Consider the following 25,724-nt stretch of genomic DNA (forward strand, 5'->3'; position numbering starts at 1 on the left):
AGCCCTCAGATAACGGCCGAGGGGCCTTTTGATGTCCTCGGGTCGCTTCGCCATCGCCACGCACGCCCTCGCCCTGCTCGCCCAGTCCGACGAGAGCTGCGCGAGCGACGCGCTGTCGGCGAGCATCAACACGAACCCGGCCTTCCTGCGGCGCATCCTCGCGCGGCTGTCGCAGGCCGGGCTCATCGAGGCGCGGGAGGGCCGCTCGGGCGGCTATCGCCTGGCGAGGCCGGCCAAGAAGATCCGGCTGAGCGAGGTGTACGCCGCCGTCGAGCCGGAAGGCGCCATCGCGCCGAGCCCGTGCGAGCCGAACGCGAGGTGCCCGATCGGGTCGGGGATCCAGCGGGCGTTCGATGAGGTCGCCGAGGCGGCCAACGCAGGGCTGCTGCGCGGCCTCGCGCAGAAGACCGTCGCGGACATCGCGCTCCGGGCGCAGCACCTCGGCCGCCCGGCGCCTGCGCCGGTCAAGGCCGACTGATCGCGGAGGCGCCTGGCCGCGCGGCGACGCCGCGCCGGCCTCCTCCCAGGGACACACGCGAGGCCGCCCTCCCTGCGGGCGGCCGAGCCGCTCCCCTGGCAGAAACTGAAACCGTGCATATAACAGTTGGAGCGAGCGAGGCTGTCGAGGATCGGGCCGGCATCGGGCCGGCGCGTCGCAGCCAGGGCCCGCTCAATCCCGAGAAAACCGAAAGGACAGCGCCATGGGCAGCAGCCATGTCATCGAAGTCAACGACCTGAATTTCGCGCAGGAGGTCCTGCAGACGGACACGCCGGTGCTCGTGGACTTCTCGGCATCCTGGTGCGCCCCCTGCAAGCGGCTCGCGCCGATCGTCGATGAGATCGCGGCCGAGACGGCCGGCCAGGTCAAGGTGGTCAAGCTCGACGTCGACGCGTCGCCCGAGGCCGCGCAGCGCTTCGGCATCCGCGGCCTGCCGACGGTTGTCGCCTTCCAGAAGGGCGAGCCCATCGGGCGTCACGTCGGCCTCACGAACAAGAAGACGCTGCTCGCGCTCCTCGGGCGCTGACCCAGCTGAACGCAGCGAGCGCGCCGAGCACCGCGAGCGCATCGAGCCTCCGCCGGCGATCGCCCGCACCGTGACGTGCCTCACATCGCGCACCCTGCGCGACGGAGACGCCACCACAGCGCTCGCCAGGACCGCTGAAAACCCGACACCAACCTGCATTTCGTGAGCGGCTCCCGCCTTCACCCCGACCGCACGGGATGTGCGCGGCGCGCCGCCGTCGCATTGCGCGTCGGCCGTCTTCTACGGACGCAGCATCCCGTTGACATGACCACCCGATACGAGATTTTCTCGTCCGAGGAAGCCCAGCACTCCGCAACGCCGCTCGCTGCCGTCCGTCGAGGCGGTCGAGGGTCGCCACGCGGAGCCCTGCCGGTGTGGGTATTTCTGGCACGGCGCGACCGAGCCTGGCTTCCCGGACGCCATGGCCCTGTTCGACGACGACTTCGAGACGCTCGAGCAGCTCCCCGAGATGCGAAAATCTCGCGGGAAGGGCGGAGATTCGCACGGCCAGAGCCCCACCCCGGTGAGCCTCGGCCGCGCCCGCGCGGAGCTCGCAGATCTGTCGAGCGACGGCCCCCGCTACGAGATGCGGTCGCTGCTCGGCGTCGGGGGGATGGGCGAGGTCCACTTCTGCAGGGACCGCCGCATCGGCCGCGACGTGGCCATGAAGGTCATCCGCGCCGAGCACCAGGGCGACACGACGCTGCGCCACCGGTTCCTCCGCGAGGCCCGGGTGCAGGGCCAGCTCGAGCACCCGTCGATCGTGCCGGTCTACGACCTCGGCGTGGACAGCAAGGGCTCGGCGTACTTCACGATGAAGCGCCTCCGGGGCCTCACGCTGGCGAGGATCCTGAACGAGCTCCGCGAGGGCGACCCGGCGGCGCTCCAGAGCTTCTCGCGCCGCAGGCTGCTCACCGCCTTCTCGTCGGTCTGCATCGCCGTCGACTTCGCGCACTCGCGCGGCGTGCTCCACCGCGACCTCAAGCCCGCCAACATCATGCTGGGCGACTTCGGCGAGGTGTACCTGCTCGACTGGGGCGTCGCGAAGCTCATCGACACGCCGCTCCAGACGATCGACATGGGCGAAGATCCCATGAGCACGCGGACCATCCCGGGCGACGTGCTCGGGACCCTCGGGTACATGTCGCCGGAGCAGGCGCAGGGGTGCGTCGACACGCTCGACGTGCGCAGCGACATCTACTCGCTCGGCGCGATCCTCTTCGAGCTCCTCACGCTCAAGCCGCTGCACCCGAAGAAGGACCGCACCGAGATGCTCGACTCGCTCATCCACGGCGCCGACGCGCGGGCGTCGGTGCGCGCGCCCGAGCGCGAGGTGCCGCCGGAGCTCGACGCGATCTGCGTGACGGCGACGCGGCGCGAGCCCTCCGAGCGCTACCCGTCCGCCCGCGCGCTCTACGAGGCGGTCGAGCGGTTCCTCGACGGCGACAAGGACGTGGAGCTCCGCCGCGACCTCGCGGCGCGGCACGCGGGGCTGGCCGAGGAGCGCGTGACGGAGGCGCTCGCCGGCGGCAAGGAAGCCGAGGGCGCCCGGAAGACGCTGCTCAGCGAGGTCGGCCAGGCGCTCGCCTTCGATCCGTCGAACGAGCGCGCCCTGGAGACGCTCCGGCGCGTCCTGACCGAGCCGCCGCGCGAGATGCCGGCGGAGGTGCTCGCCGAGCTGGACGCGGCCGCGGCGGCGCGGCACCGGCTGCAGCTGCGCGCGGGCATGCGCGCCGAGCTGCTCGCGACGGCGATCGCGACGCTGGTCGCCGCCGTGTGGCTGGGCATCCGCGAGTGGCAGGTCTTCGCCTTCATCCTGGGCTTCACCGCCCTGGCGGCGCTGATGAAGTTCCTCGCCGCGCGCGTCGTCCACCGCCCGTCCGCGGAGTGGTACGCCTACGCCGGCTTCGTCTTCAACGTGCTCAGCTTCCTGTGCATCGGGCGCGGCTTCGGCCCGCTGCTCTTCATGCCGATGCTGCTCGTCATCCTGACGTACGGCAACTCGTTCACGTACCGGACGGCCTACCGCGTCGCCGTCGTCGTGACCAGCTGCATCGCGGTGCTGGCCGCCGCGTGGATCGAGTACTCGGGCGTCCTGCCCCGCTCGTACGAGTTCGCGGGCGGCGCGATGGTCATCCTGCCCCAGGCCGTCGAGCACTCGAAGATCGCGACGATGACGGCGCTGACGCTGACGACCCTGTTCATGCTGGTCGTGCCGGCGTTCATGATGGGCCAGCACCAGCACGCGCTGCGCGCCGCGGAGCGACGCGCGTTCCTGCAGGCCTGGCAGCTCCGCCAGCTGCTGCCGGAGCGGGCCCAGCCCGGCGCCGCGGCCAGCCCAGGCCCGGAGCTGGCCCCGCGCCGCCGCCCGAGGCGCCCCCACGCCGCGGAGTGAGCGGGGGTCAGTCCATCGGCCAGACCGCGACGACCCAGACCGGCGAGCCGCCGCGCGCGGACACGCGGAGCGCGGCGCTCTCCTCGATCTCGGAGCAGAACGCCACGCCGGCGCTCTCGCCGTTCTCGCCCGCGTCGTCGCGCCCGGCGCGGTCGCCGAGCTCGACGGAGATCCGGAGCGCGCGCAGCTCGCCCCGGGCCAGCGCCGCCGCCGCGAAGTAGCAGCGGCCCGGCTCGATCTGGACCGGGACGAGCGTGTCGCCCTGCGCGCCGATCGCCTCGGCGATCGCCTGCGCGCGCGGCGCGGGCGCGTGGCGGCGGCGCAGGGCGGCGGCCAGGTTGCCCCGGGCGCGCGCGCCGAAGTGCCCCGGCACGAACGCGGACATCGGCCACTGCGCGTCGGACAGCACGACCTTCACCGGCCCCGCGGCCCCGAGGAAAGGCACCTCGACGACCCCTTGCTCGCCCAGACAGAAATCGAGCCGCGCGTCGGGCGCGTCGGACCTGTCGCGATCGAGCAGCCTGCCCGTGGTCCCCTCGCGCGCCTCGGCGTCGAGGTCGGTCGCGCGGCGCAACGTGGCGCTCGGCACCTCGGCCATCAGGTCGAGGCGGTGGCAGCCCTCGGGGAGCTTGACCGAGAACTGCCCCGTCCCGATCGACGAGGCGCGCATGTCGGTCGGAGCGACGCGCGGCGCCCCTTCCGCGAGCGCGCGCCGCGCGGCCCGCGCGACCCGGGCGTCGAGCGGCCCCGGCTCGGAGGGCCGCCCGGGGTCGCCGCGGGGCGCGACGGGCCCGGAAGCGCGCTCCGGCAGGATGGCCTCGACGCGCTCCAGCGGCCCGCTCGACGCGGCGACGACGACATCGAACGCGCTGCGCGTCGACAGCACCTCGATGGCCACGCGGCGCAGCCCCTCGCGCTCTGCCCCGCACCGCGTGATGGCCGCGACCCCGGCGACGCTCTGGACGCGGCGGTCGTCCTCGGGCTCCGCGCCGCGCAGCTGCTGGAGGAAGCCCTCGAGGGCGGGGACGCCGCCCGATGGCCCCTCGGGAGAGAGCGTGAACTCCGCCGTGCGCGGCGCGAGGAACGCGGCGGTGAGGCACTCGTCCGCCGCCGCGCCGGCAGCGCCAGCCACGCGGGCCGGGCCGGCGGGCGGATCGACCGCCACGACCCGGGCGCGGCCGTGCTCGAGGAAGATGGGGGGGAGGCGCGCGACGCGCGCGCCGGAGAGCGACCACATCCGCGCGACGCGCGCGGCGTCGTCGCTGAGATCCGCGCGCGCCGGCGTCCCCGCGGAGACGCCGGCGAGCGCGGCGAGGAGCGAGAGGGCCGCCGCGCGCGCCAGGCCTGATACCGCGCGGCCCCGCTCGGCGGCGCAGCCCGCCGCGGCCCTCAGGCGCCCGGGGCTACGACGAGCTGCGCATCGACTCGATGAGGATGCGCGCGACCTCCGGACGGGAGAACTCCGGCGGCGGCAGCTCGCCGCGCTGGAGCAGCTCGCGCACCTTCGTCCCGGACAGGTTGACCTGCGTCGACGCATCACCAGGCGCCGTCTTCGCCGTGGCCATCGCGCCGACCACCGTCGAGTAGAACGCGTTCTCGAAGTTGAGCGTGGTGATGCCGAGCTCTCCGGGGCTGAAGGCATTGAAGATCTCCTGCGCGTCGTACGTGCCGTAGTAGCTGCCGACGCCGGCGTGATCGCGCCCCACGATGAAGTGGGAGCAGCCGTAGTTCTTGCGCGCCAGCGCGTGGAAGATCGCCTCGCGCGGCCCCGCGTAGCGCATCGCCGCCGGGTAGATCGAGAGGAGCACGCGGTCCTTCACATAGTACTTCGCGATGAGCTCCTCGTAGCAACGCATCCGCACGTCCGCCGGGATGTCGTCCGACTTGGTCGCGCCGACGAGCGGGTGGATCATCAGGCCGTCGCAGATCTCCAGCGCCGTCTTGGTGATGAACTCGTGCGCCCTGTGGATCGGGTTCCGCGTCTGGAACCCGACGATACGGCGCCAGCCCTTCTCGGCGAAGTACGCCCGCGTCGTCGCCGGGCTCCGGTCGTACGCGGGGAACGCCGAGTCGACGGGCCGCTCCAGCACGCGGATCTCGCCGCCGACGTACACGGGGCCCGTGCTCATCAGGTACGCGACGCCCGGGTGCTTCGTCTCGGTCGTCCGGAACACCTCCTGCGCCTCGATCTCCTTGTTCGGCCGCCACTTGTCGCTCAGCTCGATGACCGCGACGATGCGGCCGTCGCGCGCGCGGAGCGCCGCCTCGGAGCCCACGCGGAGCGCCTCGGCCGCCTGCTCGGAGACGGCGAGCGTGATCGGCATCGACCACGGCAGGCCGCTCTCGAGCCGCATCTCGCGCACGACGCGCAGGTAGTCCTTCGAGTTCATGAAGCCGCGCAGCGGGGAGAACGCCCCGATCGCGATCATCTCGACGTCGCTCTCGGTCCGCTCGTCGAGCTCGATGACCGGCAGCCCCTTCGCCCGCTCCGCGAGCGACGCCTTCGCCGCGCCCTCGACCCACCGGTTCACGAGCTCGCCGCCGTGCGGCGCGATCAGCCCGCGCGCGCCGCCCGCGGCCGCCCCCGCGGCGGCCGCGCCGGACACGGCGACCGCGGCGCCGCGGCGCGGGACGTAGCCGAGGTCCTCGAGCTTGGCGAGGATCTTGGCGAGGCTCTCCTCCTTCGTCTCCTTGCCGGTGTCGACGAGCACCTCGGGGCTCTCGGGCGCCTCGTACGGATCGTCGATGCCCGTGAAGTTCTTGATCTCGCCCGCGAGCGCCTTCTTGTAGAGCCCCTTCGCGTCGCGCTCGGCGAGCACGGGGATCTCGCAGGAGCAGAACACCTCGACGAAGTGGGGGATCTGGGCCCGCTGCTCGTCACGGATTGCCTTGTAAGGGCTGATGGCGGCCGTCATCGCGCACGCGCCCGACCGGGCGATGAGCTTCGCCACGTATCCGATTCGCCGGATGTTCGTATCGCGGTCCTCCTTCGAGAACCCGAGGCCCTTCGAGAGGTTGGTGCGCACCTCGTCGCCGTCGAGCACCTCCACGTGGACGGAGCGGGCGCGGAGCTCGGCCGAGAGCATCGCCGCGAGCGTGCTCTTGCCGGCGCCGCTCAAACCGGTGAACCAGACAACAAAACCTGACATTTAGGCAACTCCTTCGATAATGAAGTGACGACTACGGACTCGGCCTCTCCGGGCCTCGGATGCAGATCCCTCAGCGAGCGGATGAGGGCTGCGCGAGAGTGCGCGGACGCGCGCCCCGGCGCAATGAGCTCAATCGACGACGGAGAACGTCGACGCGACGAACGCGGTGCCGTCCCACACGAAGAGGCGGTGCTCGGCGATGCGGGGCGCCTCCTCCGGGCGCCCTTCGCCGGAGCCGCCGCGCACGCTGGTGACGAGGAACGCGAGCGGGAACGCCGGCCCGGGCCCCATCACGATCTGGCCCCCTTCGTCGGCCGGCGGCTCGCCACCGCTCATCATGGCGGCGTCCGTCGGGCTGAAGTAGGCGCCGGCGTCGAGGTGCGAGTGATAGAGCACCTTCACCGGGCGCCCCGCCGAGGCGCCCTTCTCGACGGCGTCGGAGAAGCGCTTGCCGTTGAAATCGAAGAACGTGCGCGCCGTCCGGAAGTACCGCTCCGGATCGATGGCGTGAAGCTTGTTCGCGATGTTGTCCATCCGGACGTGCTCGTCGCAGAGCAGCGGCTCGTCCGCGGGCCCCTTCAGGTACCCGCAGGCCTCCTCGTCGCGCGCGTAGCCGGCGAGCGCCTCGTCCTCGACCGCCTTGAGCACGCTCGCCTTGAGGACGACCCCACCGGCGGTCCACGGCTGTGGAGACATCACCATACGTAGCGCTTCTCCCATTTCATGGGCGCAAAATAGCGGTCGCCCCGGTCCGGGACAATCGCCACGACGCACCCTCCCTGCTGTTCGCGGTGCAGGCGCTTCGCGATCTCGAAGGCCGCGAAGACGGCCGCGCCGCCCGAGTGCCCGACGTGCAGCGCCTCCTCGCGCGCGAGGCGATCGGACATGTCCCAGCCGTCCTCCGTCGCGATGCGCATCGTCTCGTGGTACGCGCCCTCGTCGTGGATGGCGGGCACGAGCGAGCTCGGCAGGTGCTTGAGCCCCTCCAGCCCGTGGAGCGCCTCGGTGGGCTCCACGGCGACGCAGCGGATCGGGCGGTGGTGCTCGCGCAGCCGCCGGCTCGTCCCGACGATGGTGCCGCTCGTGCCGATGCCGGCCACGAAGTGCGTGATCCTGTCGCCGACCGCCTCCAGGATCTCGCGCGCCGTGCCGTGGTAGTGGGCGAGCGGGTTGTCCTCGTTCGAGTACTGATCCGGGTAGAAGTACCGCTCCGGATCCTTCTCGACCAGCGAGCGCACGAGGCGGATCGCGCCGTCGGAGCCCTCCATCGGGTCGCTGAAGATGAGCTCCGTGCCGAACGCGCGCGCGATGTCCTTGCGCGCCTTCGACACGTTCGACGGCATGACGAGCGCCACCTTGAAGCCCATCGCCGCGCCGAAGAGCGAGTAGGCGACCCCGGTGTTGCCGCTCGTCGAGTCGATGAGCGTCTTCTGGCTGGTGAGGCGGCCGTCCGCGGCGGCGCGGGTCATCATCCGCAGCGCGGCGCGATCCTTCACCGAGCCGCCGGGGTTCGCGAACTCGAGCTTGGCGTAGACCTCGACCGACGGCGTGTCGCGGCCGACGCGCGAGAGGCGCAAGAGCGGCGTGTCGCCCACGGCGTCGACGACCGACCCCAGGCGGCGGGAGCGGGCGAGCGAGCGCCTCATGACGGGTCGACCTCCCCCGCGCTCCCCTGCCCCGCGCTCCCCGCGGCGCTGCCCAGCGCCAGCGCGGCGCGCATCTCGGCGAGCGCCGCGCGCGCGCCGGCGAGCACGGCGCGCGCGGCGGGCGAGGCGACGAGGTCCGCGGGCGCGAGCGCGGCGAGGTCGATCGCGCCGTCCGCGAGCGCGCCGAAGCCGGCGCCGCGCGCGTAGCGCTCCGCCACCTCGTGCGCGAGCGGCGGCGCGTCGCTGCCGCCGCCGCGCACGCGCGCCGTCGCCGCCCCGAGCCTCGCCTGTCCCTCTGGACCGATCTCCGCGAGCAACACCTGGCGGAGATAGCGCGGGTCGTCCACCTCAGCCCCCGGCGATCGCGGGCACGATCGCCACCTGGTCACCGCCCTTCACGGGCGTCTTCAGCCCGTCGAGGAAGCGGATGTCCTCGTCGCCCACGAAGATGTTCACGAAGCGCCGCACGCCCTTGTCGTCGAGGAGTCGGTCGCGGATGCCGGGGTAGCTCTTCTCGAGGTTCTCGATCAGCTCGCCGACGGTGCCGCCGGCGGCTTTGACCTCGTCCTGCCCGCCGGTGAGCGTGCGGAGCGGGGTCGGGATGCGGACGGTCGCGGTGTCAGCCATGGTCTTGCTCTCCAGTCTTGAGGTGGGTCGAGGATCCGCTCTCGCGGTCGTTTTCAGCGTCAACGTGGGTCGGGGATCCGCCTTCGCGGTCCTTTTCAACGTGGGTCGGGGATCCGCCTTCGCGGTCCCCTTCAACAGGGATCGAGGATCCGCTCTCGGCCGCGCACGCGACGACGTAGCGGGACGCGTCGATCGTCGCGATCGCGGCGCGCGATCCGCACAGGTCGCAGGCGGGCCGCGCGGAGACAGGGACGCTGCGCAGCGTGTCCGTGAGGCCGTCGTACGTCGCGATCCGGCCGAAGATCGACGCGTCGCCCGCGAGGATCGCCAGCGCGCGATCCGCCGCGATCGCGCCGGCCACGCCGCACACCGGGCCAGCCACCCCGGCCGTGGCGCAATCCGGCGCGTCCCCGGTCGGCAGGTCCTCGAACAGGCAGCGGTAGCAGGGCGCCCCCTCCCCCGCGACCGCCATCACCGTCGCGCGCCAGCGGATCGCGGCGGCATGGACCACCGGCGTCCTCGTGAGGCGGCACACGTCGGCGATCAGGAACCGCGACGCGAAGTTGTCGGTCGCGTCGACCACCAGGGAGACGCCCGGCATCAGCCCCGCCGCCGCGCTCGGCGTGAAGCGGCCGTACCGGCGGTCGACGCGGAGCCCGGGGAAGCGGCGGCGCAGCGCCTCCGCGAACGCATCGAGCTTCGGCCGCCCGACGTCGTCGTCGTCGAACAGGATCTGTCGATGCAGGTTCGTCAGCTCGACCTGGTCGTCGTCCGCGACCCGGAGCTCCCGCACCCCGGCGGCGGCGAGCGCGAGCGCGGCGGGCGCGGCGATCCCCCCCGCCCCGACCACGAGGACGCACCCCCGGATCACCTCGCCGCTGCCGCTCATCGGAAATACTCGTCCAGGCTGAAGTAGCGCTCGCCGGTGTCGCAGAGGACGGTCACCACGTTGGCGTCGGGGCCGAGCTCGCGGGCGACGTCGAGCGCGACGCGCACCGCCGCGCCGGCGCTGATGCCGACGAGCAGCCCCTCCTGCCGGGCCAGCGCCACCTTCGTCTCGTACGCGGCGCGATCGCTGACCGTCCGCACCTCGTCCACCACGCCCGGATCGTAGTTCGCGGGGACGAACCCGGCGGCGAGCCCCTGGATCTTGGTGGGCCCGCGCTCGCCGCGCGAGATCGTCGCGCACGACTCGGGCTCGACCGCGATGACGCGCGTCGCCGCGCGCATCCGCTTGAGCACCCGCCCGACGCCGCTCACCGACCCGCCCGTCCCCACGCCGGCGACGAACGCGTCGATCGTCAGCGACTGCCGGGGACCGGGCCGCCCCGGCGCGTCGAGGCCGGCCATCGCGTGCAAGATCTCCCGCGCGGTCGTCTCCGCGTGGACGCGCGGGTTGTCGGGGTTGTCGAACTGGCTGAGGATGAGCGCCCCCGGGATGTCCGCCGCGAGCTCGCGCGCCCGGGCGATGGCCCCCTCCATCTGCGCCTCGGGCTCGGTCAGGACGACCTCCGCGCCGTAGGCCTCGAGCAGCTGGCGCCGCTCCAGGCTCATGCTCGCCGGCATCGTCAGGATGCAGCGGTACCCCTTCGCCGCGCACACGATCGCGAGCCCGATCCCTGTGTTCCCCGACGTGGGCTCGATGACCACGCCGCCCGCGCCGAGCAGCCCGCGCGCCTCGGCGCCCTCGATCATCGCCAGGCAGATCCGGTCCTTCAGCGAGCCGCCCGGGTTGTGCTGCTCGGCCTTCCCGAAGACGCGCCCCCGGGGCGTCGCCGCGTCGACGCGGCGGATCTCGAAGAGCGGCGTGTCGCCCACGAGGTCGAGGAGGCTGTCGACGACGCGCGGGTGCGACGGGAGCGGCGGGAGCTGCGCTGCGCCGCCCGCGGGTTCCGCGGGTGTGCGGGGGGCGCCGGTGGAGTGTGCGGATCGTTCGGGGCTGCTCATGGTGTCGGCTCAGATCACGTAGGTCGAGCGCTCCGGCCGCCCCTTGCGGTGCACGCCGAGCTCGACGCCGCGCTCGCAGACGTCGGCGATCGACACCGAGTCGAAGCAGCGCTCGATGGCGAGCGCCAGATCGTGGAACACGGCCGTGGGCGGGTCGAGCGGCGAGCCCCCCGGCCGGCCGTCGTCGTCCGGAGCGATCACGGCGACCGGCCCCTCCAGGGCGCGGACGACGTCGCCCAGGCTGATCTCGCTCGCGGGCCGCGCGAGGTGATAGCCGCCGCGCGGCCCCCGCTTCGAGCTGATGAGCCCGGCCTTCTTCAGGTCCTGGAAGATCTGCTCAAGGAAGCGCGCCGGGATGAGCTCCCGCTCGGAGATCTCGCGGATCTGGGTCGGCCGCCCGTCGTTGTGGAATGCGATATCGAACAATGCGCGCACACCGTAGCGACCCTTGTTCGAGAGCTTCACCGCCAGCCATATGCATTGGTACATCGGAGAAGTCAAGAACTGCACATTCAGCGACTTCCGCTTCTTTCCGTGCGACACAGCACCCGAACAGCCCACAAAAACCGGGCGTCGCGGCGAAATTACCAGCAGAGGTTCACCGTTCGCCGCGTCGGCGCGACGCTGCCTCCGGCTTCCTGTTGAACCGGGTGGGACGGGTTCAGTAGCTTCGAGCTCTATCGAGGCTGCGAGTCGCCGCGCGTGCACGGAGGGGCGCGCGGAACGTGATCGGCGCGCGGGCGTCGCACGGTTCGGGTTGCGGCGCACCAACCTAGGAGTCGGCCGGTGGCTTTCTATCAAGACCCCCCCACACTCGGAAACCAGTACGACGATGACCGCGTGCTGCGGTCCTACCTCGCGCGGGCCCTGCCGCGCGAGGTGGCCGCGTCGATAACGCCTTCGCTGCGGGAGATGGGCGAGCTCGCCGGCGGCCGCCTGTACCAGCTGCAGCTCGCCGATCGCGCGAACGAGCCGAAGCTCACGTCATGGGACGCCTGGGGCAGGCGCATCGACCATGTCGAGGTGACCGAGCTCTGGAAGGAGGCGGCCCGGATCGCGTGCGAGCGCGGGGTCGTCGCCACGGCCTACGAGCGGGCGCACGGCGCGTTCTCGCGCGTCCATCAGTTCGCGCTGGCGTACCTCTTCGACGCGTCGAGCGACGTGTACACGTGCCCGCTCGCGATGACCGACGGCGCCGCGCGGACGCTCCTCGCGAGCGACAACCGCGCGCTCATCGACCGCGCTGTGCCCCGGCTCACAAGCCGCGACCCCGCCGCCGCGTGGACCTCGGGCCAGTGGATGACCGAGCGCACCGGCGGCTCGGACGTGGGGCGGAGCGAGACGGCGGCGCGCCTCGGCTCCGACGGGGCCTACCGGCTGCACGGGACGAAGTGGTTCGCCTCGTCGACCACGTCGGAGATGGCGCTCACGCTCGCGCGCCCCGAGGGCAACCCGGAGGGCAGCCGCGGGCTCGCGCTCTTCTACGTGGAGCTCGCGGGCGAGGCGGGGCGCCGGGAGGGCGTGCTGATCAACCGGCTGAAGGACAAGCTCGGCACCCGCAAGGTGCCGACCGCCGAGCTCACGCTCGACGGCGTCCTCGCCACGCCGGTGGCGGGCCTGTCGAACGGCGTCCGGGCGATCGCGCCGATGCTCAACGTGACGCGCACCTGGAACGCGATCGGCGCCATCGCCGGGATGCGCCGGGGGCTCGCGCTGGCGCGCTCGTACGCCCAGAGCCGAGTCCAGTTCGGCACGACGCTGGCGGAGAAGCCGCTGCACATGGACACGCTCGCCGAGCTCCAGGCCGAGTTCGAGGGCGCCTTCCACCTGACCTTCCGCGCGATCGAGCTGCTCGGGCGCGAGGAGACGGGCTCGCTCACCGACTCGGAGGCGAAGCTGCTGCGGCTCATCATCCCGCTCGCGAAGCTCACGACCGCCAAGCAGGCGGTGTCGGTGCTGAGCGAGGTGCTCGAGGCGTTCGGCGGGGCCGGCTACGTCGAGGACACGGGGCTGCCGCGCCTGCTCCGGGACGCGCAGGTCCTCACGATCTGGGAGGGCACGACGAACGTGCTCGCCCTCGACGCGCTGCGGGTGATCCTGAAGGACGGCTCGCTCGACATCCTCGCGGCCGAGGTCGCGCGCCTCCTGACCGGCGTCGTCGAGCCGAAGCTCGCCGAGGCCGAGACGTCGGCGTCGCGCGCGGTGTCCCACGCCCGCGCGTGGATCAAGGAGATGGCCTCCGCCGACCGCCCCGGCCTCGAGGCCGGCGCCCGCCGGGTCGCGATCACCCTGGGCCGGGCGCTGCAGCTCGCCCTGCTGGTGCGACACGCCGCGTGGGCCATGGACCGCGAGCGAAGCCGGACCGCGCTGGCCGCCGCCATCCAGTTCGAGCGCAACGGCGTCGACTGCATCCGGGACCACGATCGCGACACGATCGAGGCCCTCGCCGAGACGCGACAGCGACCCGATACCTGAACAAAAGGTGGGGCTCACCCACTGAACAGATCCCTCCGGCAACCCGGGCGCGGCGAGAGCGCGAGGCGGGCGTGGCGCTGCGATCTGCGCCCCGTCCGCGACCCTCGACGATTTTTCCGTGGTCGCACCTCGTTCTGATCATACAGAATTAATCTTTGATTTCGGAAGGTTGTGGACGCACGGCCGTCCTGGAAGCGGACGGCAATTGTCCTAGCGGCGTGCAAAGGCACTAGACGGGACAACCTGAACGGGCTTACAGTAATGGGTAGCTGCGGCGCTGAACGCGTGCCCGACGCGGGCGACGTGCGGGCGGGCCCGTCCATCGAGGCGGGCTCCGCCGGCGCGGCGTCCCCGGTGGGGTGAGATCCGCCTGCGCGCGCCTCCGGCGCGTGCGTGGGACTTCGTCCGCCTCCTGGACGGATGGATCGGGCTCGCGTGGGCCCGGGCACGCGTGCGGCGCGCGGCGTGGGCGAGCGCACACGACGAGCTGCGAGCTGCGAAGAGGCGAGATGAAGACGCAATACACGCTGCTGTCCGGCGAGACGGTCGAGTTCCCGACGCCGGCGGGCGAGCTGGGCGCCTTTCTGTCCCGGGTCCTGGCGGCGGGCAAGGACCCGTCGGTGTCCGATGCAGAGCTGCTCGATCTCGTGCTCGGCCCGGAGAACCCGTTGCTGGACAGGACGGCCGTCGCCGGCCGGAGCGTCGCGACCGCCGATGTGTACCGCGACCCGGCCTTCCACGTGATGCTCGACTGCGTGGCGCGGAAGCGGCTGCCGCCCGATTCGGCGGTCGTCACGCCGCGGACGCGGTTCACGATGACGGTGCCGGACGCCGCGCACCAGCTGGGCATCTCGGAGAGCGCGGTGCGCCAGGCGATCTACGCGGGGCGGCTGCGCGCGAGCAAGGAAGGGGGCACCTACTACCTCGATCCGCACTCGGTGGCGAACTACCGCGTGAGCAAGCGGGGGCCGCGGCGCCAGGACCAGATGGCGAAGGGACCGCCCGGGGCCGCGCTCGACGCGCGCATCGGCTCGGGGCCGGACGCGAGCTTCCGGGTGAAGCACAGCCGCGACGACTTCGAGCTGTCGGAGAAGCGCGGCCCCGAGTGGACGGGGATGATCCCGGCGGGGTGGCGGCGGATCGCGGCGCTCGGCACGACGAAGGACCGCTCGCGCTACTGGGAGATCGAGCCCGCCGAGGGCGAGAGCGTGCTGCACTTCGAGGGCTTTTACCTGCGCGGCGGCTTCCGCATCGTGGAGACCGTGAGCACGTCGCCGCGGGCCGTGGCGGCGTTCAAGGACTTCCAGCCGCGATGAGCGCGGGCAGCTGGGGCGCGACGAGCGCGGGAAGCGGAGCGCGACGAGAGTGCGCGTCTCGGGCGCGCGGTGAACGCGGGGCGCGGTAGCCGGATCAGAAGCGGGCCTGGAAGGTCGTGCCGAGGCCGAAGAAGTCGGGGTTCACGAAGGTGCGCAGGGCCACGGTGCCCTCGGAGGGATCGCGTTCCATGAACGTGCCGTTGTTGTCACGCACGTACTGAGCCCACGCGACCGCGGAGAGGATCTCGCCGATATCCCACTTGAGGCTCGCGCGGAGCTGGAAGATCGGGACGGCGGAGGTGTTGAAGGGGAGGATCGACACATTGCCCTGCTCTCGGACGACGGACGTGCGCGCGATCACCGCGCTCATGGCGTCGACGGACATCGTCCTGAACGCGGCGGGGAACTGCAGGCCGACGCCGAGGCCGGGCGTGAGCCGCGCGGACGCGAGGTGGTAGTCGGCCGCGAGCGCGAAGAAGAGCTCGTCGGCCGTCGAGGTCTGGGCGGTCTTCGGGATCGTCTGGAAGGGGATGAAGCTCGGCTGGTTGCGCAGCACGAACGGCAGGTCGCGGTAGACGCCCGTGACGCTCGCGCGCGCGTACCCGGACTTGACGACCGCCTGGAGGGCGCCGGCGCGTGCCGGCTGGTGGGCGGTGGCGCCAGCAGATTCGAAGTCCTTGAGGTTCTGAAAGAGGTTCGTCGCCTCGAGGATCACCGCCCATGTCGTCTTGCCCGGCGCGTACGCCTCGGGCTTGAAGAGGATCTGCGGCTTGTTGGGATCGTTGCGATAGAGGAGGAAGTCGATCGACTGCGGGATGGGCTCGTTCCTGGCGTGCGCGACGATCCGGGCCGAGGCGCCGTAGGTGTAGACCGGGTCGCCGGCGACATCGGGCAACTCGAAGCGGCCCTGCTGGAAGTAGCCGGCGCCGAGGTCGACGTGAACGCAGGGGTGGAGATCGGCTTCCCCGCCAAGGAGAAAGCCGTAGTTGGTCTGAGCGATCGGGATCTCCTCGGTCTCGCTCGTGCCGGGGGTGAGCACCTCCTGGACCTGGGTGAGGCTCGCGATCTTGAACCCCGCGTACACGCTGAACCGGTCGGCATCGAGCTGGACCTTCGCGCCGGGCGCGGGTCCGATGATGCGCGGGAAGATGGACTGGTTGATGGAGGCGTTCGTCCCGCCCCACGAGATCTCGTAGAGATAGCCGAGACGAAACCGGTCCGTGTCGATGGGCCAGAGCGTGACACCGACGCCGGTCTTCCCGTCTGCCTTGCCGCCTATGTGATAGAAGGCGCCAATGAACGATCCGGCGTCGTAAAACGCCTGATTGACGTTGTTGTTGTTCCTGGACAGCGCGGTGAGATCGATGCGCAGGACGAGCGAAGCCTCGGTGTCCAGCCGCTTGATGAACCCCGGCATTCGCTTGTAGAGCGCGAGGTGCGTCAGGTTCTCGCGCCCGGTGAAGCGGGAGTTGAGGTTGTCGAAGAAGAGCCGGTATTGCTTCCGATCGCCGACGCTGAGGTTGGGCGAGAGCGGCTGCGCCTGGCCCGTGTCGTGGAGCAGGTCGTCGTCGCCGAGCGTCCACGTGAGGCGCGTGTCCATCGCGTCCCCCGCGCGGACGGGCGGCTCGGTGGCCGCTGGCGGGAGGTAGGGTTCGATCCGCGGGAGGGTGGGGACGGCGGGCGCGGGGGCGGGCTGCGAGATTGGAGGCGGCGTGGCCGGCGCGGCGGCCGCCGGGGCCGGCGCGGCCTGGTCCGAGCCTGGCGCGTCGGGCGCCGGGGCCGACGCGGCCTGGTGCGGGCTCGGCGCCAGCGGCGGCGGCGGCGGCTGCGGCTGGCCCAGCGCCGGCGGCGCGAGCGTGAACAGCAAGGCCGCGGAGGCAGCAGGGGCGAGGAGCGCGCTTCGATGCATGACGGGCGGTGGCTTTCGTGGGCCTGGGTGAACCGGCGGGCGCGGCGCGGCCGCGGCGAAGGCGAGGAGGTGGCTAGTCGGTCTCCGCGTCGTCGTCGTCGAGGCTGCGTGTCCGGACGCAGGCCTCCTTCGAGGGCTTCGTGGCAGGCGCGCAGCCGGGCGCCCCGCAGACGAGGTCGTCCGGACAGCGGGCTTCTATCGTCCAGTTCAGCGAGCCGCCCGAGAAATTCCGGAGCGTGCCAGTCACCGCGTCGATCACCTCGCCCCGGTGGGACGTCGGATCGAAGGCGCTCACCGCGCCCGTCTGGATCTGGATCCTGCTCGACCCGTCCGTGATCTTGTAATTGCCGCGCGCGGAGTAGCTCGTCCACTCGCTGCACTCGGGGTCGTCCGAGCACGCGTTCGCGCAGCTCCGCTCGGCCTGGCTCTCGAAATCGACCTGCCCGTCGCCGTTCAGATCGCAGTTCGACTGCTCCGCGGCGAAGACGTTGTCCCTCGCGGGCCTCGGACCGAAGCGCTCGCCGATGTGGAACCCCTCGACGCGCACGAGCCCGCTCTCGAGGCGCTCCATGGCCAACGCGCCGGCGATCGTCGGACCGTCGAGCACCGTCGGCTCCGGGACCAGGCACTCCGCTCCTCCCAGCGCGCGCGCGATCTCGTACGAAGGGAACGAGAGCTGGGTGAAGCCGAAGAACTCGTCGACGGTGCCCGCGAGGTACTCGAGCCGATCGCAGACACGCAGGCTGGCAGGTGTGTTGAAATTGTACGCGAAGAGGTGGTTGAAGCCGCTGCCCTGGCCGGCCAGATCGGTGACGTAGAAGCCGTCGCTCGAGACACGCGTGACGACGACCTGCTGGGGAGCCGCGGTGTCGATCCGCATCGCTCCGGATGGGTAGGGCGTCGCCGAGCCGCCGCCCTGCACGTCGGCGATGCGCGGCAAGGCGTAGGCGACCGGCTTCGAGACGCCGGCGCTGAAGGAGCCGCCCTCCTCGGTGTCGTCGTCCGCGAAGGCGCACCCGGGATCGGCGGGGAAATCGACGAGCACGTCGCCCGGCGCGTCGTCGTTGACGCCGTTGGCGCACGCGGGGCGGTCGCCCCGGGACGCGGGCCGGTAGCCGAGGTCCTCGACCCACAGCCGGACGGGCCCGTAGACGGCCGTCACGCGGGCGATCCCCTCGGCGACGCCGTCCCGCAGGCGGATGTTGCGGCCGACCGCGACGCCCTCGTCGTCCGCCTCGACGTCGAGCACAGCCCCGGGATCGACGCTCAGCCTGACCATGCCGTCGAAGGGCGTCCGGCGGCCGGCAGCGTCGCGCGCCTCGATCCTGAACGACCAGGCGTCCACCGCGTCGCCGCGGTTGGCCGGCAGCGGCGCCTCCGGGGAGGGGGGCGCTTCCCCGTTCACCTGCACGACCTGGACCCAGAAGCTCGAGACGCCCGGGGGCGGCCCACCGTCGCTGCCGCACCCGGCGAGCGCGGCGGCCGCGAGCGCCGCTCGGCGCCTCGCCCGCGGCGTCACTGGCCCACCATCCGCAAGCGGCCGTCGGAGAAGTTGCCGAGCCGCCGGTCGACGCACGCGAGGTACTTGCACTGCTCGCCCGCGGCGCTGCACGGGGCGAGCGCGCTCTCGCACTGCTCCCGCACCCAGTCGGTCGGCGCCTCGGCGCAGACGTCGCGCTGGTAGGCGGCGACGTCATCGCGGCAGCGCGCGAGCACACACGCGCCCCGGGAGCACGGCGCCTCGCCGGTCTTGCACGCCCGCCCCTCGACCACCGACTCGGGGCACGCGCAGACGAAGCCCTCGCCCACGCCCGCGCAATCGGCGTCCCGCGCGCACGACGCGAGCTCGCCGCGCTCGTCGGCGCCGCACGGGTTGCCCGCGCGGATGGCGTCGATCAGCGCGTCGCGCTGCTGCACCTGGGTGTCGAGCTGCGTCGTGTTGCGCTGGAGCACGCGGAACCCGCTGCCGCCCTGGGCGAGGTAGCTCGACGTCGCCAGCTCGTAGATCGCGATCGGATCGAGCGGCTGCCAGCAGCGCCTCGCCTCGACGTCGCAGCTGCCCTCCTCGCCGCCCGGACAGTCGGCGTCGCCGTTCGGGCACGCGATCGCCGGCTGGCGCGCGCCGATGTACACGTGGGTCGCGACGCCGGACGCGGCGCCGTCGGCCGAGCGCGCGGCGCAGTCGATGACGACCCGCGCGCCCGCGATCTGCGCCTGCGAGGCGCACCCGCGGCCGCTCGATCGGCGCGCCACGAAGTCGAAGAGCTCCTGCACCTCGCGGCCGGAGAGCTGCATCTTCGAGATCGAGTTGTCGAAGGGGAAGACGTTGAACATCTGCTCGACCGTCACCGGGCCGGGCACGAGGTCGGCGCGGATGCCCGTCGTGTTCGTGAGCGCGAAATCGGTCTGGATGCCGAGGCGCAGCCACATCGCCCCGGCGATGAGGTTGCCCAGCGGCGAGTCGCCGCCGCTGGCCGAGGCGCGGCGGGCGCCGCCCGGCGCGTAGCCGACCAGGAGATCGAGGTTCGCGAGCGCGTCGAGCCCCTGCGCGTACGGCTCGAGCGCCGAGGCGACGATCGGATCGGCGGGCACGCCCTCGGTCACCGGGAAGAGCTCGTACCGGTCGGAGAGCACCTCGAAGCCGTTCAGCGGGTCGTAGCCGCCCCCGAGCTCGGAGGCGTCCCTGGACAGCACGAGGTCGAGCCGCCCGACGAACTTCGCGAACGCGCCGGAGTGCGCGAGCAGCACGTCGCGCGGCGCGCAGTAACGCCGGCGCTTCGCGCCCTCCCCGGGCGAGCGCTCGTCGTTCAGGAGGATGTAGTGGCGCTGCTCCTCCTCGTCGTAGTACCGCGAGCAGTCGCGGACGCGCTTCGGCGGCTGGAGGACGATGTGGTTGTGCCCGCCGAGCACGACGTCGATGCCCGTCGTGGTCTCGATCATCCGCTCGTCGCCGTCGAGGCCGAGGTGGGTGACGAAGACGATGACGTCCACCGTGGGGCGGAGCAGGTCGACGTAGAACTGGGCGACCTCGGTCGTGTTCAGCGGGGTGACGCCGAGCCGGTTCGGCGCCTCGAAGATCGACGTCAGGCTGGAGAGGTTGCCCATCCCGACGACGCCGACCTTGAGGCCATCGAGGTCGAAGACCGTGAACGGCTGCAGGATGGCGCCGAGCGGAGAGGCGCCGGGCTGCGCGGGGTCCTCGAGCTGGTAGTTCGCCGCGAGGACCGGGAAGCCGGCGTTCTGCTGGAGCTGGATACCGAGGTTCAGCGCGCCGCGGTCGAACTCGTGGTTGGCGACGATCATGGCGTCGACGCCCATGGCGCCGAGGGCGCGGATCTCCGCCTCTCCCGAGTAGAAATTGAAGATCGGCGCCCCCTGGAAGCAGTCGCCGCCGTCGAGGTGAAGCGCGCGCGACGACCGGGCGCGCTCGCGCCCGAGGAGATGGGACATGCGCGCGGCGCCGCCGACGTTCGCGATCGAGGCCGCCGCGCCGAGGCCGAGCCCCGCGTCCACCTGGCCGAGCTGCAGGTTGTACGGGAAGAGCCGCGAGTGGATGTCCGACGTGTGGAGCAGCGTCAGGTGGACCTGCCCGACGAGCCGCGTCGGCGGCGCCTCCTCCTCGCAGCCCGCCGCGCACAGGCCGAGCGCCACCGCGCAGGCGGCCAGCGCGCGCGCCACCCCGGACGCGACCGGCACCGCAGGCGTCGGCCCCACCGCACCCAGCGCGCCGCTCACCGCGTGGCGCGCTCTCCCGTGAGCAGGTCGTAGAGGTCCGGCGCGAACGAGGCGGCGACGCAGCACTCGACCTCCTCCGCCGTCGCGCAGGCGAGCGCCTCCGCCGCGACCGCCTCGGCCTCGGCGACCGTCACGCGCCGGAGCGTCTCCTTGATCTCCGGGATCGCCGCCGCCTCCATCGAGAAGTCGCGGAGGCCGAGGCCGAGCAGCAGCAGGGCGGCGAGCGGATCGCTCGCCATCGCGCCGCAGAGGGAGACCGGCCTGCCGAAATCCTGGCCTGCCTGGATCACCTTCGTGATCAGCCGCAGGATCGACGGATCGAACGGCGAGGCCAGGTAGGCGAGCGAGCGGCTGGTCCGGTCGACCGCGAGCGCGTACTGGATCAGATCGTTCGTCCCGAGGCTCAGGAACGCGGCCTCGCGCGCGAAATGGTCGACCATGATCGCCGCCGAGGGCACCTCGATCATCACGCCGAGCGGGATCTCGTCGGCGCACGCCTGGCCGCGGGCGCGCACCTGCTCCTGCGCGCGGCGCAGCAGCGCGCGCACCTGCCGGAGCTCGCCGAGGCCCGCGACCATGGGGATCATGATCCTCACGTCGCCGTAGGCGGAGGCGCGCACCATGGCGCGGAGGTGCTCGAGGAAGACGTCGGGGCGAGAGAGCGCGAGCCGGACCGCGCGGAGGCCGAGCATCGGGTTCATCTCGGGCGGCACCTGGAACGTGGAGACGAACTTGTCGCCGCCGATGTCGAACGTGCGCAGCGTGACCGGCTTCGGGCGGAGCGCCTCGACAACGGCGCGGAAGATCTCGAACTGCTGGTCCTCCGAGGGCGGGGACGTGCGGTCGATGTAGAGGAACTCGGTCCGGTAGAGGCCGATGCCGTCGGCGCCCTGGTCGCGCGCGAGGATCGCCTCGGCCGGGAGCTCGACGTTCGCCCGGAGCGACACCTTGACGCCGTCCTTCGACTGGGCGGCCCGGTGCCTGGACTCCGAGAGCTCCTTGCCGAGCGCGACGTAGCGCTCGGCGCGGGCGCGCGCGTCCGCGAGCTCGGCCGGGCCGGGGCGAACGACGACCGTGCCGCGCAGCCCGTCGATCACCACGAGGTCGCCCGTGATCACGCGCTGCAGGACGTCGCTGACGCCGACCACGGCCGGGATCTCCAGCGCGCGCGCCATGATGGAGGTGTGGCTCGTGCGGGTGCCGACCTCGGTGACGAAGCCGACGACCGGCTCGTCGACCATCGCCGCGGTATCGGCCGGCGACAGGTCGTGCGCGATGAGGATCGTCGGCCCGGAGAAGCGCGGGAGCGCCGCGCCGAACGTCGCCGGCATGGCGATCGAGTTCTGCAGCTCGATCAGGCTTCGCGTCGAGAGCGGCGAGGTGTCGCGCGAGGACGGCGGCTCCTGGGGCGGGAGGCTGAACGCGCGCACGAGGCGCTCGCCGACGAACAGGACGTCGTGGCTGCGCTCGCGCAGGTACGGGTCGTCGAGCGCGGCGAAGCGGCCGGCGATCGCCTCGCACGCGGTCGCCACCGCCCACTCGGCGCAGCGGCGCTCCTCGGTGACCTGGCGCTTCACGGCGTCGGCGAGCGCCTCGTCGCCGAGCATCAGCAGGTAGGCTTCGAGGATCGACGCCTCGGCGCGGTGATCGCCGATGCGCTTCGCCATGTCGCGCAGCTCGTCCTGCGCGCGCTCGACCGCGGCCTCGAAGCGCTCGAGCTCCGCCGCGATCTCGCTGGAGCCGACGCGGCGGCGCGGGTGGTTCGTCCGGTGCCCGCCCATCACGACGGCCGCGCCGATGGCGACCCCGGGGGACCCGGCGATGCCCCGCAGCGTCTCCGTCCGGGCGCCGGGCGGCATCGAGTCGACCCGGGCGCCGGGCGCCGCCGGGCCGCTCCGGACGGCGTCCGCCGGGGCGGGATGCTCGTCCGGGGCGTCCGACGAGAGCGCGCTCGGGCCGCGCGTCACTCGTGCTCTCCGAAGCGCCCGGCGATCAGCTCGCCGATGGCGGAGACGGCGTCAGCCGCCTGATCGCCCGTCGCGCTCACCTCGATCTGGGTGCCCATCGACCCGCAGAGCAGGAGCACGCCCATCACGCTCTTCGCGTTGGCCGACTGCCCGTCCGGCCCGGTCAGCGAGATCTCGCAGTCGTAACGCCCCGCGAGCTGCACGAGCTTCGTCGCGGCGCGCGCGTGGAGCCCGCGCACATTGATGATGGTGAATCGTCTCGTTACCGCCTCGGTCGTCACCGCTCGCCCCCCGTCACGCTCGTGTCCGACGCCGGGCGAGGCTCCGACGGGGCCGCTCCCGGCTGCGCCAGCCGGAGATCCACGCCGGGCGCCCCGGCCATGCCCTCTCCCACCCCCGAGGGTACACCACTCGTGCTCACCCGGGCGACGTCCCGGTGCACGACCGTGATGGGCAGCCCCGTCTTCCGCCGCAGGCTGTCGCTGAGCGCGTTGGTGAGCACGACGGAGCGGTGCCGGCCGCCGGTGCATCCGATGCCGACGGTGAGGTAGCTCTTTCCTTCGCTGGCGTAGCGCGGCATGCAGAACGAGAGGAGCTGCTCTGTCCTGCAGATGAACTCGAGGGCATCCGGGTTCTTCAGGATGTACTCCCGCACCGGCTCGTCGTTCCCCGTGAGCTCGCGGAGGCCGTGGACGAAATACGGGTTGTCGAGGAAGCGGACGTCGAAGAGCAGATCGGCGTCGAGCGGGATGCCGTACTTGTAACCGAACGAGACGAACCGGGTGGACATCCGGGGCACCTCGACCTTCGCGGGGCGCAGCCGCTCGATGACGACGCGGCGCAGGTCGTGCGTCGACAGCCGGGTCGTGTCGAGCTCGATGGTCGCCCTGGCCCGCAGCGACGCGAGCCGCTCGCGCTCCAGGAGGACGCCGTCGAGCATCGCGATGGCGCCGCTGCCGCCGGTCGTCAGCGGGTGCGGGCGCCGCGTCTCGCTGAAGCGCCGGAGCAGCGTCTCGTCCGAGGCGTCGAGGAAGAGGATCACCACGTCCCGTCCGGTCCGTATCGAGTCGAGCGCCGCCGTGGCGCCCGCCAGGAAGGAGCCCACCCGGACGTCGATGCCGAGCCCGATCCGGGTGATCCCGCCCGCCTCGCACGCCTCGACCGCCGGCTGCACCAGCGACGTGGGCAGGTTGTCCACGCAGAAGAAGCCGAGGTCCTCCAGGGCGTGGAGCGCCGTCGACTTGCCCGCGCCGGAGAGGCCCGTGACGACGACGACGCGCCCCGGCGCGCCGTCGGGCCCGTGCAGGCCGTGCTGCTGCTGATCGCCTCCGTTGCTCACCCTCGCCTCCTCGGCCGCGGCAGGCTCACGGACGACTCCGTGGGGCTGAACCCGGAGCTCGGGCGATCGGGGGGCGGCCTGCCCCGATCCACCGGCGGCCGGAAGGCGCTGCTCGGGGGGTTCGGCGCGTCCACGCCGCGGCCGGGCGGCGGCGGCGGCCGCGGCGGGCCGGGCGGCGGGGCGCTCCGCGAGGCGCCTTCCTCCGCGAGCCTCGCCGGCGGCGGGATCGACGACTCCTCCGGCGAGCGCTCGCGGAGCAGTTCGCCCTCGACGTTGCCGAAGAACTCGCGGGCCGCGTGGAACCCGGCGTTCTTCAGGAGCTCGTTGCGGGCGGCGACCTCGAGGATCGACGCCATGTCGCGGCCCGGGCGCACCGGGATGACGAGCTCCCGGATCTTCACGCCGAGGATGGTGTGGTACCGCTCGTCCAGCCCGAGCCGATCGTACTCGGTGTCCTTCGACCACTCGACGAGCTTCACCACGACGTCGATCCGCTTGCGCTCGCGGATCGACGTGACGCCGAAGAGGTCCTTCACGTTGAGGATGCCGAGGCCACGCACCTCGAGGTGGTACCGGAGGAGCTCCGCCGGGGCGCCGAAGACCATGCCGGGAGGGCGGTAATCGCACTCCACGGCGTCGTCGGCCACGAGCCGGTGGCCGCGCATCACGAGATCGAGCGCGCACTCGCTCTTGCCGATCGCGCTCGACCCCATGAGAAGGAGGCCCACGCCGAAGACGTCGACGAGCACGCCGTGCAGCCGCAGGCGCGGCGCCAGGCGATCGTCGAGCAGCGCGTGCAGCGCGGTGATCGTGGCGCTCGAGCGCACCGCCGAGACGAGGAGCGGCGTCCCGGTCTCCTCGGCGCACTGCGCGAGCTCCGGCACAGGGACGAACCCGATGCCGGAGCCGTTCGCCTCGAACGGCTGGTCGCCCTGCGTGAGGATGACGCAGCACAGGCCGAGCTCGAAGAAGCCGCGCAGCGACAGGAGCCGGTCCTCGCGGGAGAGCTTGTGGAGGAACGAGAGCTCGGTCTGCCCGAGGATCTGCACCCGCGTCGGGACGATGCCGTGGAAGTGGCCGACGAGCGCGAGCCCGGACTTCTGGATGCGGGTGTTCATGATGGGCCGGTCGAGGCCCGCGGCGCCGGCGATGAGCGTGAGGTCGATGCCGAGCCCCTCGTCAGCCATCAGGCTCCGCACCGCGATGGCGGGGCGGTCCGCCCGGCCACCGCGGATCGAGGGGGGCATCCGGCCGCCCCCTTCCCCTTCCTGTCCGCCGCTGCGCGGGCCGCTCATGACACCGACCTCCCTTCCTCGGCGGCGATGAGCTCGAACGCCGCGCGCCCGGTCGAGGCGCCGAGCAGCCGCCGCCTGAACGTCTCGTCCCGCAGCAGGCGGGAGATGCGCGCCAGCGTCTTGAGGTGCTCGCCCGTGGCGCGCTTCGGCCCGATCACGGCGACGAGGATGGACACCGGCGCCCCGTCGATCGCGTCGAAGTCGATCGGCTTCGGGCAGATCAGGACCGCGCCGATCAGCCGGTCGACGCCCTCCATCGCGCCGTGGGGGATGGCCACGCCGCTCCCGACGCCGGTGGACTGCAGGCGCTCGCGCTCGCCGAGCACCCGCTCGATGTCATCGGCCTTGACCCCCGGCTGTCCTGCCGTGAGCAGGGCGGCGAGCCGGCGGAGCGCGTCCGTCTTGGAGCGGACGACCCCCTCCTGCTCGCTGGCGACGGATACCTGGTGCGCGGTCAAGATGTCGCGGACTTGCATGCTGATTTCGGCGCTCGGGCGAGGTGAGAGGGCTCAGGAACGGCGCACGTGGCACGGTCGGCGCGGCGCTCGGCCAGGGCCAAGCGAGCCGATGGGGCCATCGTACCCTGGGGACTTCGGGTGCGCGACTCAAGGACGCTATCGCGGCGAGCGGCCCCGGAGGGAGCGTTCTTCGCGTTCTTCGCGCCGCGATCGCTGGGCGACCGCCGCGCCGCTCCAGGCAGGCCCCCCGGCAGGTCGGGCATGCGCAGGGGTGAGCTGATGGAGACGAGCGCCCTTCGCCGCCGCGCTCGCCGCCGCGCTCGCCGCGGCGACTCACGCGGAGGGAGCGCGCCGCCTCGCCCGCGAGCGGCGGCTCACAGGATGGGAGCGCGCCGCGCGCGTCGCTGAGGCGCGCGGCGGCCCTCGCTCCGGTTCGCGCGT

General features: G+C 72.5%; 22 protein-coding genes. 5 read left to right on the plus strand and 17 right to left on the minus strand.

The window, feature by feature from the left end:
* The first annotated feature begins 31 nt into the window (after positions 1–31).
* The 3 genes from WME97_RS31080 to WME97_RS31090 all read left to right on the plus strand — a co-directional run bounded on the left by WME97_RS31080 (position 32) and on the right by WME97_RS31090 (position 3,420).
* Complete coding sequence (locus tag WME97_RS31080) at positions 32–478, plus strand: Rrf2 family transcriptional regulator (protein ID WP_437542631.1); 447 nt, start codon at positions 32–34, stop codon at positions 476–478.
* A 223-nt stretch (positions 479–701) separates the two neighbouring features.
* Positions 702–1,025 (plus strand): thioredoxin, encoded by a 324-nt coding sequence (trxA, locus tag WME97_RS31085; protein WP_437542633.1) that lies wholly within the window; start codon positions 702–704, stop codon positions 1,023–1,025.
* A 421-nt stretch (positions 1,026–1,446) separates the two neighbouring features.
* Positions 1,447–3,420, plus strand: coding sequence for a serine/threonine protein kinase (locus WME97_RS31090; RefSeq protein WP_437542634.1), 1,974 nt, complete (start codon positions 1,447–1,449; stop codon positions 3,418–3,420).
* Between the two features lie 7 nt (positions 3,421–3,427).
* On the opposite strand, the gene WME97_RS31095 is transcribed toward WME97_RS31090, so the two are convergent.
* The 9 genes from WME97_RS31095 to WME97_RS31135 form a co-directional block, all read right to left on the minus strand.
* On the minus strand, positions 3,428–4,657 hold the full coding sequence (locus WME97_RS31095) for a hypothetical protein (RefSeq protein WP_437542635.1): 1,230 nt from the start codon (positions 4,655–4,657) through the stop codon (positions 3,428–3,430).
* Positions 4,658–4,823: 166 nt separating this feature from the next.
* Positions 4,824–6,569 (minus strand): sulfate adenylyltransferase, encoded by a 1,746-nt coding sequence (gene sat / locus WME97_RS31100; protein WP_437542637.1) that lies wholly within the window; start codon positions 6,567–6,569, stop codon positions 4,824–4,826.
* 129 nt (positions 6,570–6,698) lie between these two features.
* Positions 6,699–7,271 carry a Mov34/MPN/PAD-1 family protein gene (locus WME97_RS31105; protein WP_437542639.1) on the minus strand — a complete coding sequence of 191 codons (573 nt, stop codon included), beginning with the start codon at positions 7,269–7,271 and terminating at the stop codon, positions 6,699–6,701.
* Entirely contained in the window at positions 7,265–8,215 is a 951-nt protein-coding gene (locus WME97_RS31110) for a PLP-dependent cysteine synthase family protein (RefSeq protein WP_437542640.1), read from the minus strand. Before WME97_RS31110 ends, WME97_RS31105 begins: the two co-directional genes overlap by 7 nt.
* Positions 8,212–8,562, minus strand: coding sequence for a hypothetical protein (locus tag WME97_RS31115; protein ID WP_437542642.1), 351 nt, complete (start codon positions 8,560–8,562; stop codon positions 8,212–8,214). Before WME97_RS31115 ends, WME97_RS31110 begins: the two co-directional genes overlap by 4 nt.
* Position 8,563: 1 nt before the next feature.
* Positions 8,564–8,842, minus strand: coding sequence for a MoaD/ThiS family protein (locus WME97_RS31120; protein WP_437303463.1), 279 nt, complete (start codon positions 8,840–8,842; stop codon positions 8,564–8,566).
* Positions 8,835–9,731, minus strand: coding sequence for a HesA/MoeB/ThiF family protein (locus WME97_RS31125; RefSeq protein ID WP_437542643.1), 897 nt, complete (start codon positions 9,729–9,731; stop codon positions 8,835–8,837). The genes WME97_RS31120 and WME97_RS31125 overlap by 8 nt, the downstream gene beginning before the upstream one ends.
* Positions 9,728–10,789 (minus strand): cysteine synthase A, encoded by a 1,062-nt coding sequence (gene cysK, locus WME97_RS31130; RefSeq protein WP_437542644.1) that lies wholly within the window; start codon positions 10,787–10,789, stop codon positions 9,728–9,730. Before cysK ends, WME97_RS31125 begins: the two co-directional genes overlap by 4 nt.
* 9 nt (positions 10,790–10,798) lie before the next feature.
* Entirely contained in the window at positions 10,799–11,278 is a 480-nt protein-coding gene (locus tag WME97_RS31135; RefSeq protein ID WP_437542645.1) for an RrF2 family transcriptional regulator, read from the minus strand.
* 297 nt (positions 11,279–11,575) lie between these two features.
* On the opposite strand from WME97_RS31135, the gene WME97_RS31140 reads away from it, so the two are divergent.
* Both WME97_RS31140 and WME97_RS31145 read left to right on the plus strand, forming a co-directional pair.
* Positions 11,576–13,264: an acyl-CoA dehydrogenase family protein gene (locus WME97_RS31140; RefSeq protein WP_437542646.1), complete on the plus strand. Its 1,689-nt coding sequence runs from the start codon at positions 11,576–11,578 to the stop codon at positions 13,262–13,264.
* Between the two features lie 509 nt (positions 13,265–13,773).
* Positions 13,774–14,580, plus strand: a complete 807-nt coding sequence (locus WME97_RS31145; protein ID WP_437542647.1) for a helix-turn-helix domain-containing protein — start codon at positions 13,774–13,776, stop codon at positions 14,578–14,580.
* A 94-nt stretch (positions 14,581–14,674) separates the two neighbouring features.
* Here WME97_RS31145 and WME97_RS31150 read toward each other — a convergent pair whose 3' ends face one another.
* The 8 genes from WME97_RS31150 to WME97_RS31185 all read right to left on the minus strand — a co-directional run bounded on the left by WME97_RS31150 (position 14,675) and on the right by WME97_RS31185 (position 25,301).
* A complete protein-coding gene (locus WME97_RS31150) occupies positions 14,675–16,489 on the minus strand; it encodes a hypothetical protein (RefSeq protein ID WP_437542648.1) in 1,815 nt (604 codons plus the stop codon).
* A 73-nt stretch (positions 16,490–16,562) separates the two neighbouring features.
* Complete coding sequence (locus tag WME97_RS31155) at positions 16,563–18,008, minus strand: hypothetical protein (RefSeq protein ID WP_437542649.1); 1,446 nt, start codon at positions 18,006–18,008, stop codon at positions 16,563–16,565.
* Positions 18,005–20,224 (minus strand): bifunctional metallophosphatase/5'-nucleotidase, encoded by a 2,220-nt coding sequence (locus WME97_RS31160; RefSeq protein ID WP_437542650.1) that lies wholly within the window; start codon positions 20,222–20,224, stop codon positions 18,005–18,007. The genes WME97_RS31155 and WME97_RS31160 overlap by 4 nt, the downstream gene beginning before the upstream one ends.
* The gene (gene ptsP, locus WME97_RS31165; protein WP_437542652.1) at positions 20,221–22,191 is read right to left on the minus strand and encodes a phosphoenolpyruvate--protein phosphotransferase; all 1,971 of its coding nucleotides are present in this window, start codon (positions 22,189–22,191) and stop codon (positions 20,221–20,223) included. Before ptsP ends, WME97_RS31160 begins: the two co-directional genes overlap by 4 nt.
* Entirely contained in the window at positions 22,188–22,472 is a 285-nt protein-coding gene (locus tag WME97_RS31170; RefSeq protein ID WP_437542653.1) for an HPr family phosphocarrier protein, read from the minus strand. Before WME97_RS31170 ends, ptsP begins: the two co-directional genes overlap by 4 nt.
* On the minus strand, positions 22,469–23,530 hold the full coding sequence (gene rapZ / locus WME97_RS31175; RefSeq protein WP_437542654.1) for an RNase adapter RapZ: 1,062 nt from the start codon (positions 23,528–23,530) through the stop codon (positions 22,469–22,471). The genes WME97_RS31170 and rapZ overlap by 4 nt, the downstream gene beginning before the upstream one ends.
* Complete coding sequence (gene hprK, locus WME97_RS31180) at positions 23,527–24,825, minus strand: HPr(Ser) kinase/phosphatase (RefSeq protein ID WP_437542655.1); 1,299 nt, start codon at positions 24,823–24,825, stop codon at positions 23,527–23,529. Before hprK ends, rapZ begins: the two co-directional genes overlap by 4 nt.
* Positions 24,822–25,301, minus strand: coding sequence for a PTS sugar transporter subunit IIA (locus tag WME97_RS31185; protein ID WP_437542656.1), 480 nt, complete (start codon positions 25,299–25,301; stop codon positions 24,822–24,824). Before WME97_RS31185 ends, hprK begins: the two co-directional genes overlap by 4 nt.
* Positions 25,302–25,724: the final 423 nt, after the last annotated feature.

This window comes from Sorangium sp. So ce367 (genome assembly GCF_051520455.1).
Lineage (GTDB): Bacteria > Myxococcota_A > Polyangia > Polyangiales > Polyangiaceae > Sorangium > Sorangium cellulosum_B.

Coding starts and splice junctions, on each gene's coding strand:
- WME97_RS31080 (WP_437542631.1), top strand. CDS start 32: ATGTCCTCGGGTCGCTTCGCCATCGCCACGCACGCCCTCGCCCTGCTC.
- trxA (WP_437542633.1), top strand. CDS start 702: ATGGGCAGCAGCCATGTCATCGAAGTCAACGACCTGAATTTCGCGCAG.
- WME97_RS31090 (WP_437542634.1), top strand. CDS start 1,447: ATGGCCCTGTTCGACGACGACTTCGAGACGCTCGAGCAGCTCCCCGAG.
- WME97_RS31095 (WP_437542635.1), bottom strand. CDS start 4,657: ATGTGGTCGCTCTCCGGCGCGCGCGTCGCGCGCCTCCCCCCCATCTTC.
- sat (WP_437542637.1), bottom strand. CDS start 6,569: ATGTCAGGTTTTGTTGTCTGGTTCACCGGTTTGAGCGGCGCCGGCAAG.
- WME97_RS31105 (WP_437542639.1), bottom strand. CDS start 7,271: ATGGTGATGTCTCCACAGCCGTGGACCGCCGGTGGGGTCGTCCTCAAG.
- WME97_RS31110 (WP_437542640.1), bottom strand. CDS start 8,215: ATGAGGCGCTCGCTCGCCCGCTCCCGCCGCCTGGGGTCGGTCGTCGAC.
- WME97_RS31120 (WP_437303463.1), bottom strand. CDS start 8,842: ATGGCTGACACCGCGACCGTCCGCATCCCGACCCCGCTCCGCACGCTC.
- WME97_RS31125 (WP_437542643.1), bottom strand. CDS start 9,731: ATGAGCGGCAGCGGCGAGGTGATCCGGGGGTGCGTCCTCGTGGTCGGG.
- cysK (WP_437542644.1), bottom strand. CDS start 10,789: ATGAGCAGCCCCGAACGATCCGCACACTCCACCGGCGCCCCCCGCACA.
- WME97_RS31135 (WP_437542645.1), bottom strand. CDS start 11,278: ATGTACCAATGCATATGGCTGGCGGTGAAGCTCTCGAACAAGGGTCGC.
- WME97_RS31145 (WP_437542647.1), top strand. CDS start 13,774: ATGAAGACGCAATACACGCTGCTGTCCGGCGAGACGGTCGAGTTCCCG.
- WME97_RS31150 (WP_437542648.1), bottom strand. CDS start 16,489: ATGCATCGAAGCGCGCTCCTCGCCCCTGCTGCCTCCGCGGCCTTGCTG.
- hprK (WP_437542655.1), bottom strand. CDS start 24,825: ATGAGCGGCCCGCGCAGCGGCGGACAGGAAGGGGAAGGGGGCGGCCGG.
- WME97_RS31185 (WP_437542656.1), bottom strand. CDS start 25,301: ATGCAAGTCCGCGACATCTTGACCGCGCACCAGGTATCCGTCGCCAGC.